Here is a 14960-nt window from a genome sequence, read left to right as displayed (position 1 = left end):
TCGGTCTCTTTGAACACACTCTTGAGAAGCACCCGCCGCACCCCGGCCGCCGTACAGTCGAAAGGATCAGGAACAGCAGTGAGCACAACCCCTTCAATACCGACCGAAACTCAGAATGCCGCATCGCAGACTCGCGAAATCACCATCGCACACAGCCCGGACTCTGACGACGCCTTCATGTTCTATGGACTCGCCACCAACAAGGTGCGCGTGCCCGGCTTCAAGTTCACCCACACCCTTACCGATATCGAGACCCTGAATCAGAAGGCGATTCATGAGGCGTTCTACGATGTGACGGCGATCTCCTTCCACGCGTATCCGTATCTGCAGGAGAACTACGCGTTGATGTCTTGCGGCGGCTCGGTGGGCGAGGGCTACGGTCCCATGATCGTATCCAGCAAGCCCTTCACGCTGGACGATATCAAGCGCGAGCGCATCGCGATCCCCGGCACGCTGACCACCGCGCACCTCACGCTCAAGCTCTTCGCGCCGGAGATCGAGACGGCCCTCGTGCCCTTCGACCGCATCATCCCCGAGGTGTTGGCAGGAAACTTCAGCGCCGGCCTCATCATTCACGAGGGCCAGCTCACCTACGCACACAGCGGACTGCACAAGGTCCTCGACCTCGGCGTGTGGTGGCGCGAGCAGACGGGTCTTCCCTTGCCTCTGGGCGGCAACGCCATTCGCCGGTCGCTGGGCGAGAAGACCATGCTGACGGTGACGCAGGCATTGCGTGACAGCATTCAGCACGGACTCGATCATCGCGAGGCGGCGCTGGCCTATGCCATGCAGTTCGCCCGCGACCTGGATGAAAACCTGGCCAACAAGTTCGTCGGCATGTACGTGAACGAGCGCACCCTGAACTACGGCGAAGACGGTAAAGAAGCCATCCGGAAGCTGCTGCAGATGGGACACGAGCGAGGCATCATTCCCCATCCGGTCAAGGTGGATTTCGTCGGCTAAGTGTGGGCGTGCTTCAACAGGCGCGCCTTCCAGCTTCTAATATCGCTTCGCAAAGTCCGGCAACAGCTGCGTTTTGGGTTTTCGACTCGTTGCGCTCTCTCTGAATGATGCCTTCATTGCTGTTTGAAGAATATCGAGAGAGCCGGACGCGGTCTGCCTATACAAAGAGAACCCTGCTCTTCCGCTTCGCGTCCAATGCTCATGCGCACTGTCACGCTCGAAGAGCACTTCCTCACTTCCAGTTTCCTGAAGGCTGCAGAATCCTCCCTGCCGCCGAATCCACAGATGGCCGCCATTCGCGAGAAGCTGCTGGATCTCGGCGCGGGCCGCATCGCGGCCATGGACGCGGGCAGCGTGGATGTTCAAGTCCTGTCGCTCACATCGATGGGCATCGAGAGCCTTGCTCCTGCGAACGCCACAGCCGTAATGCACGACGTCAACGATGAGCTTGCCGCAGCGGTTGCAGCGCATCCGGCGCGCTTCGCGGGATTCGCGAATCTTGCGTTGCGGGAGCCCGAAGAAGCGGCAAAGGAGTTCGAGCGCTGCATCCGCACGCACGGTTTCCGCGGAGCACTGGTGGACGGCCTTACCGGCGGAGCCTTCCTCGACGACCCGCGGTTTACACCCCTCTTCGAGGTCGCTCAAGCGCTCGACGTCCCCATCTATCTGCATCCCGCGCTGCCACCGAAAACGGTACAGGAGGTCTACTTCAGCGGACTTCCTGGGCACACCGGTCAGCTGCTCTCCATCGCTGGCTGGGGATGGCACGTCGAGACCGGCCTGCATTGCCTGCGCCTCATCGTCTCCGGCCTCTTTGATCGGTTTCCGCGCCTGCAGGTCATCATCGGCCACATGGGCGAGAACCTTCCTTACTCGCTCGCACGCGCCGCGGGAGTTCTCACGCCCGCCTGTAAGCACCTGCAACGGCCGGTGGCGGAATACTTCCACTCCAACTTCCACGTGACTACGAGCGGCTACTTCACCAATCCACCTTTTCTATGCGCACTACAGGTGTTGGGCGTAGACCGGCTGCTTTATTCGATTGACTATCCCTACAGCGATACCAGCAAAGGACAGGCCTTCCTTAATAACCTTTCGCTGTCGCCGGAGGATCGGGAGAAATTCGTCCATCGCAACGCGGACAAGCTGCTGCGGCTGAATAGCTAGAGTATTTTTCTAATTTGCAGCCGGTATCAGCGTCGAACTTAGGGAAAATTGCAGGTCCCTCTGCTCCGCTACGATCGGGATGACAATTTCCGAGAGAGCCGGAAGCCGTCAACAATGCCGTCCAACTTCTAGCCACTCAAAGAAAAACATTCCGTGCACGAAATACATTCGCGCACGGAATGAGGAAAGGCGAAGCGACTAAAGGGAGCGAAGCAGCAACAACCCGCGCCACCGGCGCATTTGCCTGGACGGCAAGTCCTTAGTGGAGGAGCGAGGCGTAGAAGTTATCCAGGTCGTGGGTTAGATCCTTCAGCGCGTCGACGTTGAGATAGATCATGTGCCCTGCCGGGTAGTAGCCGAACTCGACATTCCTGGCGAGCTCGGGAGTCACCATCATGTGATTCAGATCGTATTCGGTCAGGAAGAAGGGCGTCGCCAGATCGAAGAGCCCGTTCGCCGAAAAGACTTTCAGCTTGGGATTCTTGCGCATGGCGTCTGCCAGGTCGATGGCCACATCCGGCAGCCGCTGACCACCGAAGTTGCCGCGTCCTCCGCCACTCCCAGAGGGGTGATGGGTCTGATCCCAGGGCGTGTTCGATTCGGAGTGAACATAGTAGGTGTCGGTGGTGTCGTACTTCAGCTCGCGTGAGAGATAGTCGTGGAAAGCGGCGGTGAATGCGCCGGCAATGCCTGAATCCGAGGGATCGTATCCCGGATTCTCGCCGGCATTGTCGACGTCCGTTCCCTCGAAGCGCGCATCATAGCGGCCGAGAATCTCTCCCTCGTCGCGCAGCAGCTCTTTGCGGAAGCGCGTCGGCGAAATCTGCAGCTTGGACTCTTTCACATATTGCACGCTCAAGCCGGTGTAGGCTGCAACCTTGGCTGCGATGGTGTCGAATTTATCCTGCGGCAGCAGATCGCCCTCGGCCAGCGCCTCGGCGTAATCGCCACGGGCGAAGGCGCGAACCTCATTCAGGAATGCCTTCACATCGGCTGGTTTATTGGGAATCTTGTTGTGGTACCAGGCGATGGCCGCATACGACGGCAGGTTTCCGACATACTGGATGTCCAGTCCCGGAACATTCACGTTGTAATTCAGGACCGACGACACCAGGATCACGCCGTTCAGCGAAACGCCGCTCTCCTGCAGCATCCCAGCCAATCCAGCGGAGCGCGTGGTGCCATAGGACTCACCCATGAGGAATTTGGGCGAGTTCCAGCGCTGGTTCACCGTGATGTAGCGCTGGATAAACTTGTCGAAGGCCTGCAGATCCTGGTCGACGCCGCGAAAGTCCTTGTCCGTTCCCTTGCCCACTGCTTTGGAGTATCCAGTGAGCGGCGCGTCGATGAATATGAGGTCGGTCTTGTCGAGCAGGCTGTATTGGTTGGGCACCACCTGATACGGAGCCGCTCCGGTGGCCGCCGGGCTCGCGGTCGCGACCCGCACCGGCCCTACCGATCCCATGTGCAGCCATAGTGAGGCCGATCCCGGCCCGCCATTGTAGAGAAAGGTCACGGGACGGCTCTTCGCGTCGGCTCCATCTTCGGTGTAGGCGACGTAGAAGATGCTGCCGTAAGGCTTGTCTTCGTCATTGTGGATCAGCAGCGTTCCGGCGGTGGCCGTGTAGTGGATGCTCCGGCCGCCCAGAGTCATCTCGTGGTGCGTGACCGACGATTTTTCCGGCGGGATAGAAGCGGCCTTGTCGTCATCGTGCTTCGGCGGATCGTCCGATTTTTTCTGATCCTGAGCAAAGGCGGGAAGGAGAGCAACGGAAACGCCCAGCATCAGGGCGCAGAGCTTGGGGGCCACTTGTCTCAACAGCGTTCTCCGTACAACAAGCTAAAAAAAGCAAGAGGTTAAAAAACAAGAAATTATGGGATTGACTTAGTCTGCCACGTTTGTGGCCGGAGAGGGGTCTGAAATGAAGAGAAGTGGAGTTGATGAGATGAAAGAGCGCGGCCGACCTATGGGCGGCGCGGGATGCGAAGCGATTCTCAACATGCCGATTTTCTACACGCGAGAATGGAGCATCCCGCTAGGCTCTACGGCCTACATCTTGTAGCGGCCGAGATCCTCGTCGTTCAGATTTTCGAGCCATTTGCGTACGTCCTGCGCTGAGGCCTGCTCGGCGGGATTGGGCAGCACCTTCGCGGCGAGAAGAACATCCTCGTCCACGAAGACCGGGCAGTCGGTGCGCAGCGCCAGCGCTAGTGCGTCCGAAGGCCGCGCATCGACGGAGATGACTTCGCCGTTCTGCTCCATCCACACCACCGCGTAAAACGTGTCGTCTTTGAGCTCCGTCACCACCACGCGCTGTACCTTTGCGTTCAAGCTGCGGATGAGATTGCGCAGCAGATCATGCGTCAACGGACGAGGGGTCTGAGTCTTCTCCACTTCGAGCGCGATGGCATTGGCCTCGTACAGGCCGACCCAGATGGGCAGCAAGGCTTCGGTCTCGGGATCTTTCAACAGCACGATCGGCATGTGCGTGGAAGGATCGACCATGAGTCCGCGAATTTTCATCTCGATTTCCATCGTGCACCTCTTGAACCCAATTACTGAACCCGAATTCCAGATGGGATGTTGCGCCGTCTCGCCGCAACATCCCCGATTGCTCTAAACCGCTTCTCCCGCCAGGCTGTTTGGAAAACTCTGCGTTACCCGCACCTGCTGATAACTTCCGACCGCGGGAAGAATCGGCTGGCGCGTTGTGAAATTGAGCGTCTTGTTCTGCGAGGTCCGCCCCATTACCTGGCCGCGGGCGTGATTATAGCCCTCGACCATCACTTCCATCTCCTGGCCGATGTGCTTGGCGTAATTGGCCCTTTGCCACTCACGCTGGCGATCAAGTAACGCCTGAAGCCGGATTGATTTCTCCTCTTCCGGAATGGAATCGGCCATGGTGATCGCCGGTGTGTTCGGACGCGGCGAATACTTGAACGCGAACACTGCGTCGTACTGAACTTCGCCGAGAAGGCTGATGGTCTGCTCGAAGTCTTCGCCAGTCTCTCCGGGGAAGCCGACGATGATATCGGTGGTCATGCTGATCTCGCGGCGCGCGCTCTTGATCCAGGCAATCCGCTCCAGATACCACTCGCGGGTGTACTCGCGCTGCATGTGATGCAACACGTTGGATGAACCGCTCTGCACCGGCAGATGGACGTGATCGCACAGCGTGGGAACGGCATCGATGGCTTCCACAATGTCGCGAGTGAAGTCGCGCGGGTGCGAGGTGGTGAAGCGCACTCGACGGATGCCGGAGATCTCGCCAACGGCTACCAGCAGTTCGGCGAAGCTGCGCTTCCCTTCTGTATCGCGATAGGAATTCACGTTCTGGCCGAGCAGCTGGATATCGGTGTATCCGGCATCGGCCATGCGGCGCGCCTCGGCAAGCACGGAAGTCGAAGTCCGGCTGCGCTCCTTGCCGCGTGTGTACGGAACCACGCAGTAGGCGCAGAACTTGTCGCAGCCTTCGATGATGGTGATGTAGCCGCGGTGGGTATTCGAGCGTGCGGTGAACTCGGTCTCGAAAGTCTGGTCGGTCTGGCGGTCGTCGAGGCCGGTGATACGCTGGCCGCCCAGTTCCAGCTGGACCAGCATCTCGGGCAGCTTGCGGTAGGAGGCCGATCCCGAGACCAGCGACACATAAGGAGCGCGCTCAAAGATCTTTTCGCCCTCCTGCTGCGCCACGCATCCCAGGACGCCGAAACGCTTCCCCTGCTTGTACAGCTTCTTGTAATCGTTGAGGCGGTTGAAGACCTTCTGTTCGGCCTTGTCGCGGATGGAGCAGGTGTTGTAAAGGATCAGGTCCGCGGCCTCTTCGGTCTCGACCTTGGTATACCCCTGCTGCTCCAGCGTGCCGATGACTTTCTCCGAGTCATGGACGTTCATCTGGCATCCGAAGGTCTCGATGTAAAAGGTCTTCGTCGATGCCTCGTCCGGAGCTTTTACTAATGGCATGATTCTTTTAAGTATAGAACAATGCCTCTTCAGACCGTGGCCGTGCTTACGCGGTTCCTGCCCAGGCGCTTGGAACGATAGAGGGCGTCATCGCTGCGCTTGACCAGAGACGTTATCGTGTCGTCGGGACCGTAGACGGCAATGCCGATGCTGGCGGTAAGGCAAATGCCGTGCGGCAGCCCTTCAATGGCCGCGATCTGGTTTCGTAACCGCTCCGCTACCGACTCGGCATGGCCGGTCTGCGAGCCACGCAACAGCATCACGAATTCCTCGCCACCGTAGCGCGCAACGGAATCGGCAGCCCGCGTCTGAGCATGCAGCAGCTTGCTCATGCAGCGAATAACCTCGTCACCGGTCTGGTGCCCGAACTGATCGTTGATCGCCTTGAAGTGATCGAGATCGATGAGCAGCAGCGCTATTGGCTCGCTGCCATACTGGCTTCTCTGTATTTCGCGCTCCAGAAGCTCGTCGAAACCTCTCCGGTTCATCAAGCCGGTCAGGCCGTCGGTGAAGGCCATGGCATGAAGATCGTCTCGCTGCGAGCAAAGGGCGAGCCATAAGACCGCGGCCATGTTCGCCAGTCCCATGATGCACTGCAGCAGCATGAAGAAGGAGTGGACATCATCCGCATGCATGATGTCCGGCGGTGGCGGCCGGAGAATCGCCGCCACGATGCGAGCGATCTCCAGTACCTGGAAGGAAATCAGCACCCCGGCCAGCATGCGCATGGGTGAGCGAAGCGCAGGTTCATCGGTGGTCAACAAAACCCAGGCGCTGATGGCGCATTGGAGCGCGACGGCGGCGCTCATCACCACAATGCGCGACGCGATATCGGGCGCGGAGTAAGTGAAGTACATGAGCGCCGCGCAAACCAGGGCCGCCAATCCCTGACTGAACCCGGGATAGCTGCGGCGCGAGCGCACTATGACGAGAATCGCCTGATGCAGCAGAACAAAAGAGGCGAGAATAGCCTCGTTTCCGAGAACGATGGAGGCGAAATCGGGAATCAGGCCGCGGCCATCGACCAGCGCCACTCCGATCAAAGCGGCGCTCACAGAGGCCGTCAGCCAATGAATGCCGCGATACGCATACCGGCTCCGCGCCACGATCACGCACCCCAGCAGCACGGCGAGCAGAGCCAGCGAGTACCCCGTCATAAGCAGCCGCATGGACATCGTCGAGCTCCGGAACCTCCCTTGAAAAACATAGGCGGCCACATCCGCAGAAACCTGCCCCACTTCTCATGATAAGGAATTCCGATTCGCCGCAGCGTGCCACACGCTACACCGAAAGTGCCATTCCAGCGAAGGGATCGGCCTTATGCTGACGCCGCGGCTCCAGGGCGTTACAGTGAAGGCATGAATCTTCCCGAGTTGCCCGAGTTGCGGCGCGCCACTGCTCTGGTGCGCACGGTGATGCCGCCCACGCCCACCTACACGTGGCCGCTGCTGAATGCGCGGGCGGGCGCAGAGGTGTGGCTCAAGCATGAGAACCATTCGCCGGTCGGCGCGTTCAAGCTGCGCGGGGCTGCGGTCTACATCGACTGGCTGGCCCGCGAGCAGCCTTCGCTGACCGGGGTGGTCGCTGCGACCCGCGGCAATCACGGGCAGGGAGTGGCTCTCGCTGCCAGGCGCAAGGGATGGACAACAACTATCGTGGTTCCCTTCGGCAACAGCCGGGAGAAGAATCGCGCCATGCTGGCACTGGGAGCGGAGCTGATCGAGCACGGAGAAGACTTTCAGGCAGCCAACGAGTACGCCACCGATCTGGCGAGGGAGCGTGGAGCGCATAAGGTTCCATCTTTTCATCCGCTGCTGGTCGCAGGCACGGGAACCTATGCGATGGAGATGTTCGAAGCCGCATCGGAGCTCGACACCGTCTATGTGCCGATCGGGATGGGCTCGTCCATCTGCGGCGTAGCTGCGGCGCGCGCGGCGCTAGGGCTGAAGACCAAGATCGTCGGCGTGGTAGCCGAGGCATCGCCGTCCTACGCGCTCTCCTTCGCCGCCGGCAAGGTCGTCGAGCATCAGGCGGGCACAAAGATTGCCGACGGACTGGCCTGCCGTGTTCCGGTCGAAGATGCGCTGGGCGTTATCCGCAAGCATGTGGAGAGGATTGTCCAGGTAAGCGACGAGGCGATTGCTTCTGCGATGCGCGCCCTCTACGAAGACACCCACAATGTTGCCGAGGGCGCGGGAGCCGCGGCCGTGGCGGCTATTCTATCGGAGCCGGAAGCTGTGCGCGGCAAGCGGGTGGGAACGGTGATCACCGGCGGCAACGTCGACCGGGAGGTATTTCTGCAGGCGTTGACGACAGCATGACGGCTTCTTCGAAAAAGTCCCGATCACAAAAAGGCTCCGCCTCGGTGGCCATGCCCCAGCTCTTCGCTCACGGTGCCGTTCACAACTGCTTCGGCTGCGGACAGACCAACAAGACCGGTCTGCGCCTGAAGTTTTTTGTCGATGAGAACCAGCGCATCCTGTGCCGGGTGCGCATTCCGCAGCGCTTTCAGGGTCCTCCGGGATATGTGCACGGCGGCGTGATCGCGACGCTGCTCGATGAGGCCATGAGCAAATCGAACCGGCAGTTCGGCGTCCTCGCCATGACTCGGCAGATGGAGGTCGAGTATCTCAAGCCGGTTCCGCTGAGCACGCCAATCGAAATCCGCGCACGCCATGTGAGCGCATCAGGCCGCAAGCATCACTGCGAGGCGGAGATTGCCTCAGCGGACGGGACGGTATTGGCGCGCGGCAAAGCCTTGTTTATCGCGATCCCGGTGGACTATTTGCAGAAGACGGAGCTTGAAACCTCCGGCGCGTCGAAGTCCTAATCCGCTACTGCGTCATAGATAGATTGAATGTTCTACTGACGCGAAAGTAGCGCTTCGATCGGACGATATCTCGCCATACCAAGGTTTGTTAAAGAATTGATAAGTGCAGACCAGCATATGGATAGCTGCCCACGATGTAGAATCGCGTGATTGGAGACGGTAGATGATAAAGGGATCGATTGGCGGTCAACCACGGCGTGAGTTCTTAAAGCTGGCAGCTCTCACCGGAGCGGCAGTGTTCACTACCAACGAATCTGTCGCTGAAACGATCTCACCCAACAGTTCTCATGCCTCGGCCATAGATCACAAAGAGCAGAAGATGAGTTTCCTTCGCGTCAAGGGCCGTGACATCGTCGACAGCGAAGGGAAAAAGGTTCGGCTCAGGGGAACTTGCCCAGGCGGCTGGATGAACATGGAGGACTTCATCAATGGTCATCCGGGTTCGGAGCACACTCTGCGAGCACAGATGGTGGAGACGCTCGGCGCGTCGAAGGCTCAGTTCTTTTTCGATCGGATGCTCGATTATTTCTTCAATGAAGACGATGTGATCTTTCTACGCCAGGCTGGGGTAAACGTCGTCAGATTCCCCCTCAATTACCGGCACTTCGAAGATGACATGGCTCCCTTTAAATACAAGGAGTCAGGGTTTGCGCGCCTCGACAAGGTTCTCGATCTCTGCGAGAAACATGATCTTTACGTCATTCTCGATCTTCATGCGGCGCAAGGCTGGCAGAACGTCCACTGGCATTCCGATAACGCCTCGCGCATCAGTTTGCTTTGGAGGGATGCGTCGTATCAAGACCGCTACGTCGCTCTCTGGAAGGAGTTCGCCCGGCGTTACGCGAACCGGTCAGTGATTGCTGGATACGACGTGCTGAACGAACCTTGCACAAACAACGAGATGGGCGATTACCCCTGGAATGTGCCTCCAAATTACAAGCCCAACTGGAACGTAATGAATGCGGTCTACCGGCGTGTGGTTACAGAAATCCGCAAGATAGATTCCAGGCACATCATTTTCCTCGAAGGTGATAGCTACGCCTCGTTGTTCTCTGGACTCGAAAAGCCTTTCGACGACAATCTCGCCTACAGTTCGCATAATTACACCGCCCCGGGATTTGGCCCTGGCCAATACCCTGGCTTGATACATCCTAGAACTGCGCTGGGTAGCGGCTCCGTGCAGTGGGATCTAAAGAAGCAGGAACAGTTCTTCCTCGATGCGGAAGGCACAAAATTCACGCAGCAGAATAACGTTCCACTGTGGGTAGGCGAATTTGGATCGGTCTTCAATGGGCCAGCCGACGAGGCCGGCGACAGGCTCCGCGCACTGGACGATCAGCTCAGCATCTTTGAGAGCAACGGCGCACATTGGACGACGTGGAACTACAAGGACATTGGCGTGATGGGTATGCTGACGCTCAATCCTGAGTCGCCTTACGTGGAGCGGATCAAAGATCTTCTCAGTAAGAAAAGAGCTATCGGAACGGACGATTGGATGAGATGGCTGCCAGCAACACCAATCAAAGATTCCACAGCACAGCTCGCAGAGCAGATCCGCCGAGTGGTGGATGATCCGCAAATTGATCCTCTTCTCAACGCTAAGAGCATGAGCCAGACATTGCTATGCTTCTATGCCGGAACGCTGATGCAGCCGATGTATGCCGGCTTATTCAAAGGGTTGTCGGAGACAGAGCTGGACCACATCCTTTCGTCCTTTTCCGCGAAGCAGTGCGTTCCTAACAAAGGTCTGGTGGATGTGCTGAGCAACCACATGGCCAAGCCTGCTTAGTGTTCAAGTGGCACGCCGCACATTGCGATAGAGAGTCCGCTGTTGTGCGGACTCTCTGAAAGCCCTCGCAACCAGCCCGAATTCACACTCCTGCAACATGGCGTTCATCTTTCCTTGCATCCGTATAAGGACAGAGGGCCCTCCCATGGCGACATCACACACCGCACACGACTTTTCGGAGATGGATAACGCACACATCTCCAAAGAACACTGGAAGATCATGTTCATCTCCGGCATGGGTTTCTTCACCGATGCCTATGACCTGTTCGTAATCGGTGTGGTGATGTCGCTTCTCAAGCCCATCTGGCATACCGGCAAGCTGGAAGAGGGGTTGGTCGAGTCGACTGCTCTGCTGGCCACAGCCTTTGGAGCTCTGCTCTTCGGCCGCGTCGCCGACATGCTCGGGCGCAAGCGGATCTACGGAGTCGAAGTGCTGGTGCTGGCCGTCGGAGCCATCGGCTGCGCGCTTTCGCCGAATATCTGGTGGCTGATCGGACTACGCTTCATCCTGGGCATCGGCATTGGTGGCGACTATCCGGTGTCGGCTACCATCATGAGCGAATATGCGGGCAAGACCCATCGCGGGATGCTGGTTACGCTGGTCTTCGCCATGCAGGCAGCGGGCCTGATCGTCGGGCCACTGCTGGCCGCCGGGCTGATTGCGTCAGGCCTGCCGCACAATCTCATCTGGAGAATACTGGTCGGCTTCGGCGCGGTTCCGGCCATGGCCGTGTATTGGTCGCGTCGTCACTTGAAGGAAACGCCACGCTTTCTAGCCGCCTCGGGCAAGCAGGAAGACCAAGCCGGGAAGATCACCAGCATCGATCAGTCCGACAAAGGCCCGCAGTCGGTCTCCTTCTGGGACGGCTACCATCGCCTGGTGAACGACAAGAAGCTGGCGCTGCGTCTATTTGGAGCCAGTGCGGCGTGGTTCTTCATGGACGCCGCATATTACGGCAATACCGTCTCCAGCCCGCTCGTGCTCTCTGCCTTGAACAGCGATCACACCCTGTTGCAGAAAACCCTCACCCAGCTGGGCATCTTCGCCCTGTTCGCCGCGCCCGGCTATGCGGTGGCCGCGCTCACCATGGACAGACTGGGCCGCAAAACTATTCAGGTATTGGGCTTCGCCATGATGGCCATGACCTTCGGCCTGCTGGCGCTGATTCCGAACCTCGAAAAGATGGCGCTTCCCTTCCTCATCATCTACGGATTCAGCTTCTTCTTCACCGAATTTGGACCTAACTCGACGACCTTTGTTTATCCTTCGGAGATCTTTCCGGTGCAGGTCCGCACCACCGGCCACGGTGTTACGGCGGCTATGGGCAAGCTGGGCGGATTCTTCGGCGTCTTCGCATTTCCCTTCCTGCTGCACTGGAAAGGCCTGCTGGGCGCGGAATCGGCAGCGGCGATCGCCAGCATTCTCGGGCTCATCTTCACGGTGACGATGCTGCCCGAAACCAAAGGCAAGAGCCTCGAAGAGATTTCTGCGGAGCCATCGAGCCCGGCGGAGAGAGCGGCGGCGGCCTAGAATCTCGGCATGTACAAAAGACCCGCGGCTGAAGCCCTCTAAATTTCGCCGGGCTTATTCGTGAGGCTGAAGCCTCACGCTCCCTCCCAAAAACCTATCGCAGGGTTTTTCATCGACTTGGGCTGCCCTTTTTCGGGCGGCCTTCCTTGTGTCAAAACTGCTAAACTGATGCTTCACCGAAATCTTCGTAATGTACGCATCCGGCTCCACGAAAGGTGTCCGGCAGTCGCGCTTGGAAACGAGAGGTACCTCATGGCAGATCACATCAACACTAACGGCAATTACGCAAACAACGGAACCGGGCTGCGGCTCAAGGTCGGCCTGGCCGAAATGCTCAAGGGCGGCGTCATCATGGACGTGATGAACGTGGAGCAGGCCAAGATCGCCGAACAGGCCGGAGCAGTTGCGGTGATGGCGCTGGAGCGTGTGCCGGCGATGATTCGCGCCGAGGGCGGCGTAGCCCGCATGGCCAACCCCAAGCTCATTCGCGAGATCATGTCTATCGTGTCGATTCCGGTGATGGCCAAGGCCCGCATCGGGCACTTCGCCGAAGCGCAGATTCTGCAGCATCTCGGCGTCGACTTCATCGACGAGAGCGAAGTTCTCACCATGGCGGATGAGACGCACCACATCGACAAGCATGCCTTCAAAACCCCATTCGTCTGCGGCGCGCGCGATCTGGGCGAGGCTCTGCGGCGCATCGCCGAAGGCGCGGCCATGATCCGCACCAAAGGCGAAGCGGGCACCGGTGATGTGGTTCACGCAGTGAAGCACATGCGCCAGATCGTGCTGGAGATGAAGGCTCTCACTGTGCTCAGCGATCAGGAGCTTTACGTCGCAGCCAAGGAGCACAAGGCACCCTACGAGCTGGTGCGCATGGTGGCCAAGACGGGCAAACTGCCGGTGCCGAACTTCTCCGCAGGCGGCATTGCCACTCCTGCCGACGCGGCCCTGATGATGCAGCTCGGCGCCGAGTCGGTCTTCGTCGGTTCGGGCATTTTCATGAAAGAGCGCGCCACGCCGCTCGATGTTTCGATCAACGAACAGGGCGAGCCGAACAATCCCAAGGAGCGCGCCGAAGCCGAATCGCGCGCCAAGGCCATTGTCATCGCGACCACGCACTACGATGATGCGAAGATTCTCTCCGAAGCCAGCGAACAGGTGACGGGAACCATGAAGGGCCTGGCCGTCGCCGCGATCGAAGAGAGCCAGCTGCTACAGACTCGAGGGAACTAGGACTGGCCGGGACTACGCAGGACTGGCCGTCCAGGCAATCGCGCCTTTGGCGCAAAGGTCGATGAGGAAAGGACGTCATGGAAATCACGGTCCAGTTACCCGACGATCTTGCCGAGCACGCAAATCCAGGCCGCGAGGCCCTGGAAGCGTTGGTGGCCGAAGGTTACCGCAATGGCGCACTGAACAGGAAGCAGCTTCGCAATATGCTGGGCTTTGTTACCGGCTATGAGGTGGATGGCTTTCTCAAGAAGCACAACATCGAGCGTGGAGCTTACGATGTCTCGGAATATGAGAGAGATCAAAAATTACTCGACACGCTCGTGCCCCCTCCAAGCAATCCCCACGGATGATCGTCGTAGCGGACGCAGGGCCACTTCGATATCTTGTGCTCATCGGAAAATCTCAACTGCCTGGCGAACTCTTCGAGCAAGTTGTGATCCCACCCGCTGTCGTCGACGAGTTGACTCATAGCAGAACGCCGGAAGCTGTAACCTTCTGGATAAAGCATCCTCCGGAATGGCTTTTAGTCGCGCCAAGGTCATCCTTTCCCTCCGATTCCCGCCTCGATCATCTCGATGAGGGCGAACGGCAGGCAATTGCTTTGGCAAAAGATCGCGGACATCCACTCTTGTTGATGGACGAAATAGAAGGACGCGGTGCAGCTGAATCTCTGGGGCTGTCAGTCCTCGGCACCATTGGAGTGCTGGAGCGCGCTGCCAAGCTTCAATTGATTAATTTCGCAACTGCCTTCAAAGATCTTGAGCAAACCAACTTTCATATGTCTGCAGCATTGCGAAGAGTGCTTGCGGAACGTCATCATCTAGAATAAGAAGTTGGCCAGAATGCAGGATCATACAGTCGAAATGTCAATCGAGCCGGAAAACAGCCTACCCAAAATCGGAGTACTCGCCATCCAGGGTGACTTCGATGCTCATGCTGCTGCTTTGCGCGAAGCGGGAGCGGATTCGGTTCTTGTACGTAAACCGGGCGAGCTGGCGAACGTCGACGGACTCATCCTCCCCGGCGGCGAATCCACCACATTTCTGAAGTTCCTGGAGCGCGACGGCTTTCTCCATGCTCTGGAAGACTTCGTCCGCAACAAGCCTACCTTCGGAACCTGCGCCGGCTGCATACTGCTGGCCAAGGAAGTGACGCGCCCCGCGCAGCAGAGCCTCGGTGTTCTCGATATCGCGGTCGAGCGCAATGCTTACGGCAGGCAGAATGACAGCGTGATCGAGATGTCGTCGACCAAGCTTGGCGGCGACCCTCTGGAGCTGGTCTACATCCGCGCGCCGCGCATTGTGAAGACCGGGCCGGGGGTCGCAGTGCTCGCTGAGCGCGAAGGTTCTCCCGTTCTGGTCGAGCAGGATCACATCATGGCAGCGACCTTTCACCCCGAGCTCTCTTCCGACCGCCGCGTTCATCAACGATTCGTGGATCTAGTCCGCAGCCGCGCTGCCGTCAAAGCCTGAGGCGGCCGAAG

General features: G+C 58.8%; 14 protein-coding genes. 10 read left to right on the top strand and 4 right to left on the bottom strand.

Annotated features, from left to right (window positions below):
- Window positions 1-78: 78 nt before the first annotated feature.
- The gene (locus tag XX99_RS15645; RefSeq protein ID WP_050060345.1) at window positions 79-963 is read left to right on the top strand and encodes a menaquinone biosynthesis family protein; all 885 of its coding nucleotides are present in this window, start codon (window positions 79-81) and stop codon (window positions 961-963) included.
- Between the two features lie 201 nt (window positions 964-1164).
- Entirely contained in the window at window positions 1165-2130 is a 966-nt protein-coding gene (locus tag XX99_RS15640) for an amidohydrolase family protein (protein WP_050060487.1), read from the top strand.
- 259 nt (window positions 2131-2389) lie between these two features.
- Here XX99_RS15640 and XX99_RS15635 read toward each other — a convergent pair whose 3' ends face one another.
- The 4 genes from XX99_RS15635 to XX99_RS15620 all read right to left on the bottom strand — a co-directional run bounded on the left by XX99_RS15635 (window position 2390) and on the right by XX99_RS15620 (window position 7266).
- Complete coding sequence (locus XX99_RS15635) at window positions 2390-3940, bottom strand: S10 family peptidase (RefSeq protein ID WP_231581438.1); 1551 nt, start codon at window positions 3938-3940, stop codon at window positions 2390-2392.
- A 240-nt stretch (window positions 3941-4180) separates the two neighbouring features.
- On the bottom strand, window positions 4181-4666 hold the full coding sequence (locus XX99_RS15630) for a bifunctional nuclease family protein (RefSeq protein ID WP_050060344.1): 486 nt from the start codon (window positions 4664-4666) through the stop codon (window positions 4181-4183).
- An 81-nt stretch (window positions 4667-4747) separates the two neighbouring features.
- Window positions 4748-6091 carry a tRNA (N6-isopentenyl adenosine(37)-C2)-methylthiotransferase MiaB gene (miaB, locus tag XX99_RS15625; protein WP_050060343.1) on the bottom strand — a complete coding sequence of 448 codons (1344 nt, stop codon included), beginning with the start codon at window positions 6089-6091 and terminating at the stop codon, window positions 4748-4750.
- A gap of 29 nt (window positions 6092-6120) precedes the next feature.
- Window positions 6121-7266 (bottom strand): GGDEF domain-containing protein, encoded by a 1146-nt coding sequence (locus XX99_RS15620; RefSeq protein WP_050060342.1) that lies wholly within the window; start codon window positions 7264-7266, stop codon window positions 6121-6123.
- A 183-nt stretch (window positions 7267-7449) separates the two neighbouring features.
- Between XX99_RS15620 and XX99_RS15615 the strand changes: the two genes are divergently transcribed.
- The 8 genes from XX99_RS15615 to pdxT all read left to right on the top strand — a co-directional run bounded on the left by XX99_RS15615 (window position 7450) and on the right by pdxT (window position 14949).
- Window positions 7450-8412 carry a threonine dehydratase gene (locus XX99_RS15615; protein WP_050060341.1) on the top strand — a complete coding sequence of 321 codons (963 nt, stop codon included), beginning with the start codon at window positions 7450-7452 and terminating at the stop codon, window positions 8410-8412.
- Window positions 8409-8921, top strand: a complete 513-nt coding sequence (locus tag XX99_RS15610; protein ID WP_050060340.1) for a PaaI family thioesterase — start codon at window positions 8409-8411, stop codon at window positions 8919-8921. The genes XX99_RS15615 and XX99_RS15610 overlap by 4 nt, the downstream gene beginning before the upstream one ends.
- Before the next feature lie 163 nt (window positions 8922-9084).
- The gene (locus tag XX99_RS15605; protein ID WP_197081894.1) at window positions 9085-10710 is read left to right on the top strand and encodes a glycoside hydrolase family 5 protein; all 1626 of its coding nucleotides are present in this window, start codon (window positions 9085-9087) and stop codon (window positions 10708-10710) included.
- Window positions 10711-10855: 145 nt separating this feature from the next.
- Window positions 10856-12241 (top strand): MFS transporter, encoded by a 1386-nt coding sequence (locus tag XX99_RS15600; protein WP_050060339.1) that lies wholly within the window; start codon window positions 10856-10858, stop codon window positions 12239-12241.
- Window positions 12242-12493: 252 nt separating this feature from the next.
- On the top strand, window positions 12494-13477 hold the full coding sequence (gene pdxS / locus XX99_RS15595) for a pyridoxal 5'-phosphate synthase lyase subunit PdxS (protein ID WP_050060338.1): 984 nt from the start codon (window positions 12494-12496) through the stop codon (window positions 13475-13477).
- Window positions 13478-13554: 77 nt separating this feature from the next.
- On the top strand, window positions 13555-13827 hold the full coding sequence (locus tag XX99_RS15590; RefSeq protein ID WP_050060337.1) for a UPF0175 family protein: 273 nt from the start codon (window positions 13555-13557) through the stop codon (window positions 13825-13827).
- Window positions 13824-14306 (top strand): hypothetical protein, encoded by a 483-nt coding sequence (locus tag XX99_RS15585; protein WP_050060336.1) that lies wholly within the window; start codon window positions 13824-13826, stop codon window positions 14304-14306. The genes XX99_RS15590 and XX99_RS15585 overlap by 4 nt, the downstream gene beginning before the upstream one ends.
- A gap of 13 nt (window positions 14307-14319) precedes the next feature.
- The gene (gene pdxT / locus XX99_RS15580; protein ID WP_050060335.1) at window positions 14320-14949 is read left to right on the top strand and encodes a pyridoxal 5'-phosphate synthase glutaminase subunit PdxT; all 630 of its coding nucleotides are present in this window, start codon (window positions 14320-14322) and stop codon (window positions 14947-14949) included.
- Window positions 14950-14960 lie beyond the last annotated feature (11 nt).

It is taken from the genome of Silvibacterium bohemicum, from assembly GCF_001006305.1.
Taxonomy (GTDB): Bacteria; Acidobacteriota; Terriglobia; order Terriglobales; family Acidobacteriaceae; genus Silvibacterium; species Silvibacterium bohemicum.
Note: the sequence above shows the minus strand (reverse complement) of the source record. Positions and strands in the feature narration are given on the sequence as shown.

Bases quoted from the DNA above. Each gene is read 5' to 3' on its own strand.
- XX99_RS15640 (WP_050060487.1), top strand. From the start codon at position 1,165: ATGCGCACTGTCACGCTCGAAGAGCACTTCCTCACTTCCAGTTTCCTG.
- pdxS (WP_050060338.1), top strand. From the start codon at position 12,494: ATGGCAGATCACATCAACACTAACGGCAATTACGCAAACAACGGAACC.
- miaB (WP_050060343.1), bottom strand. From the start codon at position 6,091: ATGCCATTAGTAAAAGCTCCGGACGAGGCATCGACGAAGACCTTTTAC.
- XX99_RS15610 (WP_050060340.1), top strand. From the start codon at position 8,409: ATGACGGCTTCTTCGAAAAAGTCCCGATCACAAAAAGGCTCCGCCTCG.
- XX99_RS15605 (WP_197081894.1), top strand. From the start codon at position 9,085: ATGATAAAGGGATCGATTGGCGGTCAACCACGGCGTGAGTTCTTAAAG.
- XX99_RS15615 (WP_050060341.1), top strand. From the start codon at position 7,450: ATGAATCTTCCCGAGTTGCCCGAGTTGCGGCGCGCCACTGCTCTGGTG.
- pdxT (WP_050060335.1), top strand. From the start codon at position 14,320: ATGCAGGATCATACAGTCGAAATGTCAATCGAGCCGGAAAACAGCCTA.
- XX99_RS15630 (WP_050060344.1), bottom strand. From the start codon at position 4,666: ATGGAAATCGAGATGAAAATTCGCGGACTCATGGTCGATCCTTCCACG.
- XX99_RS15600 (WP_050060339.1), top strand. From the start codon at position 10,856: ATGGCGACATCACACACCGCACACGACTTTTCGGAGATGGATAACGCA.
- XX99_RS15620 (WP_050060342.1), bottom strand. From the start codon at position 7,266: ATGTCCATGCGGCTGCTTATGACGGGGTACTCGCTGGCTCTGCTCGCC.
- XX99_RS15590 (WP_050060337.1), top strand. From the start codon at position 13,555: ATGGAAATCACGGTCCAGTTACCCGACGATCTTGCCGAGCACGCAAAT.
- XX99_RS15585 (WP_050060336.1), top strand. From the start codon at position 13,824: ATGATCGTCGTAGCGGACGCAGGGCCACTTCGATATCTTGTGCTCATC.